Source organism: Paenibacillus sp. 01T422 (genome assembly GCF_056398785.1).
Map to the genome: position 1 here is coordinate 1 of NZ_JBFTQB010000651.1, position 3788 is coordinate 3788.

Consider the following 3788-nt stretch of genomic DNA (forward strand, 5'->3'; position numbering starts at 1 on the left):
CTGCATCGGACGCTTCATCTGATTAAGCAAAGCGGCGTCAAAGCAGGGGTTGTCCTTAACCCTGCAACCCCGATTTCGCTTATTGAGCACGTGCTCGATGAGGAGTTGGATCTTGTTCTTATTATGACCGTCAATCCTGGCTTTGGCGGACAAGCGTTCATTCCCGGTATGCTCCGCAAAATCCGCGCATTGCGCGATCAAGCGAACGCCAAGGGACTGAATGGTCTTCATATTGAGGTGGATGGCGGTATTAACGAAGTCACAGCTCGCCAGGTGATCGAAGCGGGAGCCGATGTGCTCGTCGCAGGCAACGCCGTATTTGGCCAGTCCGACCGCGCCGACGCAATTAAACGAATTCGGGGGTAGAGGGGAGCGGGACGATGAGATTTCTCTGGCTGTTTCTGTACAGTCTGGTTTGCGCCGTGCTTCTTGCGTGTTTTTCTAACATACACGATTTTACGAAGTATATTTTTTCACTCGGTGCCTTGTATCTGGGGATGCGTTTCTTCCGCCGGTTTGAAGGACTCGGATTTCRCATTTGGTTTATCGTGATTGCCGTGGTCTTGTATTTCATTTTCACCTTAATTTATGCGCTATACACGCAGATGGGTATAACTGCACCCTAGCTGCATACATATAGTTACAAGAGCGATGCGCTCTTGTAGCTTTTTTTGCTTTCTGGAAGCGAATAGATCGGAGAAAGTAAAATAGAAGGTACTTTTTCACGACCGGGGCATATACTGTTGTAATGATGTTAGTGCTCACGAAGTCGAAGTCAGTCTTCGGGCATGCGTCCGTTTGCTGGCTAAACTCTAAGGAGGGGTAGAGAATGAAGTTCTACACAATCAAGCTACCAAAATTTTTGGGTGGATTCGTGAAAGCTGTACTTAATACGTTTAGCAAAAACTAAGTTAGCTAACACATACGAAGTGCAAATCCCCAGAAATGCAAAAAAAGCACCGGAAGGTGCTTTTTGTCTTTTTACATAAAGTATAAGTATCCGAAAATTAAACGCGAGCCACTTTACCGGACTTCAACGCACGAGCACTTACGTAAACCCGTTTTGGTTTACCATCAACGAGGATGCGAACCTTTTGAACGTTAACTCCCCAAGTACGCTTATTTTTATTGTTAGCGTGGGACACGTGGTTTCCTGATTTAGGACTTTTACCTGTAACGAAACATTTGCGGGACATGTTTGACACCTCCTTCGGCAGTATACAAAGCAGCCTGGGTGGCAAGCCTAAGCTTGACATGACAGCTTTCCTCAAATTTAGACTTTGCTTCTTGTGATTCTTATATTAACCAGCAAAAACACACTTAAATATAATAGCATAGCAAAAGGAGCGGAGTCAACGAATTACCTTCTTTTTTGCCGTTTATTTATTAAGTATGTTATAGTACAATGAAGATTAGCCCACCTTTCCGAATACATAGYAATTGACGATTTGGCGTCGACTTTGCTAAAGCAAAGCTGGAATGGGAATACTTACATAATTAGTCGCTAAAGTGAAACATGAAGGAGTTGTAAGATAATGCCAATTGAACTCACAACCGAGTTTGGAAAAGTGTATATTACCAATGAAGTGATTTCAACTCTGGCGGGATCCGCTGCGTTAGATTGTTATGGACTTGTTGGCATGGCCACTAGAAAGCAATTGAAAGACGGAATAGCARAACTGCTAGGACGGGACAATTTAAGCCGCGGTGTCGAAGTTCGTCGGGAGAACGGGCGACTCGAGATCGATCTTTATATTATTGTCAGCTATGGAACCAAAATATCCGTAGTTGCCGGCAATGTCCAAACGAAAGTCAAATATATTTTGAACGATGTCGTAGGGCTTCAAGTGGACGATGTGAACATTTTTGTTCAAGGAGTTCGTGTAGCCAAATAAAAGCCCGATAACCAGGAAGGGGAATCACTTTGAGTAAGCGCTTTATTTCAATAAATGGAAATGACTTCACTGCCATGGTCTTGGCGGGTGCGGATAACCTTCGCCGAAATGTAGACAAGGTTAATGGATTGAACGTATTCCCTGTACCCGACGGAGATACCGGCACCAACATGAATTTAACACTCACCGCAGGTTGTGAGGAACTGAAAAAGAAGCCATCCTCTCATATTGGGAAAGCAGCTGATGCATTGTCCAAAGGGTTACTGATGGGCGCCCGAGGTAACTCTGGGGTTATTCTGTCACAGCTGTTTCGCGGATTCGCGAAGCATGTGCACGATCTTGAGAATGTGAATGCACAGGAATTCGCGGCTGCGTTGCAGCAAGGCGTAGAGACAGCCTACAAGGCTGTCGTGAAACCGGTAGAAGGCACGATTCTGACCGTGTCCAAAGAAGCAGCTAAGCATGCCATGCAGTATAGACGCGGCGGCGATTTGCTCGATCTTATGCAGGAAGTTTTGAGCAAGGCGAACGAAGCCCTCGCTAGAACGCCTGAGCAGCTTGCTGTGCTCAAGCAGGTTGGGGTGGTAGATGCAGGCGGTCAAGGGCTTGTCTGCGTGTATGAAGGCTTCGTCACAGCGTTAAACGGGGGTCTGCTCCAGGTAGAGGAAGACTACGCGACGATGGATACAAGACTCGATACGGTTTCCGTAGTTCCGGGCTTGAACCTCGCCAAAGAAGTTCACGCGCATCTTCCAGCGCAGGCGCACTTGGCTACGGAAGATATCGAATTCGGATATTGTACGGAATTTATGCTAACGATCGAACCTGGCAAGGTGCCAGGGATTGCTTTCGACGAAGGCAGGTTCCGTGAGCAGCTGAGCAAACTGGGAGATTCTTTGCTCGTCGTTGCCGATGACGAACTGGTGAAGGTGCATATTCATGCGGAATACCCAGGTGAAGTCATGAACCAGGCGATGAATTACGGCGCACTGAGCCGTATCAAAATTGAAAATATGCGCGATCAGCATTCACATATATTAGAAGAGATGACCACGGAAGGTTACGAGGTCTCAGTTCCGACTGCTGTAACAGCGGCAGCACCGGGCAAGCCGTATGGTTTCGTTGCAGTCGCTTTGGGTGAGGGCATTACTGAGATTTTATCCAGTGTAGGCGTTGATGTCGTACTGTCCGGCGGACAGACGATGAATCCAAGCACAGAGGATATCGTAAATGCGGTTAATAGCATTGATGCGGAAACCATCTATGTGCTGCCGAACAACTCCAACATCATCCTCGCAGCGCAGCAAGCAGCTGATCTGGTCGACAAAACGTTGATCGTCATTCCATCCAAATCAATTCCTCAAGGTCTTGCAGCCATTCTGGCGTTCCAAGAGAAAGCAGATGCCCCAACAAATACGGAAGCGATGAACGAATCACTTCGCCGTGTGAAATCCGGTCAAGTGACTTATGCGGTGCGTGATACGAATATGGACGGAATTGACATCAAGCAAGGGCATTTTATCGGTATTCAAGATGGTCGGATCGTGTCTTCACAGCCAAGTCTGATGGATGCTTGTAAAAAGCTGCTCGAAGAAATGATTGATGAAGGCAGCGAGATCGTGACAATCCTCACCGGAGAAGATGCCGTGAGCGCAGAGACGGAAGAACTGGAGGCCTTCATTCAGGCGGTTTATCCCGAAATTGAAGTCGAGCTTCACCCTGGTGGACAGCCATTGTACGCGTACCTGTTCTCTGTAGAATAAACGATCATCCCCACGGTGGATTAAATTCGGGAAATGGAGTGAGCCCTGTTGACACATATTCGTATTGTAACGGACAGCACGGCCGACATACCTTTGGCACTTAGACAAGAGCTTAACATTGAGATGGTGC

Annotated in this window: 6 protein-coding genes; 5 read left to right on the forward strand and 1 reads right to left on the reverse strand. The window is 47.2% G+C overall.

The window, feature by feature from the left end; genetic code table 11:
* The 3 genes from AC1DUA_RS28160 to spoVM all read left to right on the forward strand — a co-directional run.
* On the forward strand, positions 1-366 hold a 366-nt coding region (locus tag AC1DUA_RS28160; RefSeq protein WP_477502911.1), incomplete at its 5' end, for a ribulose-phosphate 3-epimerase.
* A 14-nt stretch (positions 367-380) separates the two neighbouring features.
* Positions 381-626 (forward strand): hypothetical protein, encoded by a 246-nt coding sequence (locus AC1DUA_RS28165; protein ID WP_477502912.1) that lies wholly within the window; start codon positions 381-383, stop codon positions 624-626.
* 203 nt (positions 627-829) lie between these two features.
* Entirely contained in the window at positions 830-910 is an 81-nt protein-coding gene (spoVM, locus tag AC1DUA_RS28170; protein ID WP_014652194.1) for a stage V sporulation protein SpoVM, read from the forward strand.
* Between the two features lie 97 nt (positions 911-1007).
* Here spoVM and rpmB read toward each other — a convergent pair whose 3' ends face one another.
* Positions 1008-1196: a 50S ribosomal protein L28 gene (gene rpmB / locus AC1DUA_RS28175; protein WP_127452218.1), complete on the reverse strand. Its 189-nt coding sequence runs from the start codon at positions 1194-1196 to the stop codon at positions 1008-1010.
* A gap of 339 nt (positions 1197-1535) precedes the next feature.
* Between rpmB and AC1DUA_RS28180 the strand changes: the two genes are divergently transcribed.
* Complete coding sequence (locus AC1DUA_RS28180) at positions 1536-1895, forward strand: Asp23/Gls24 family envelope stress response protein (protein ID WP_477502913.1); 360 nt, start codon at positions 1536-1538, stop codon at positions 1893-1895.
* A gap of 29 nt (positions 1896-1924) precedes the next feature.
* Positions 1925-3658 carry a DAK2 domain-containing protein gene (locus AC1DUA_RS28185; protein WP_477502914.1) on the forward strand — a complete coding sequence of 578 codons (1734 nt, stop codon included), beginning with the start codon at positions 1925-1927 and terminating at the stop codon, positions 3656-3658.
* Positions 3659-3788: the final 130 nt, after the last annotated feature.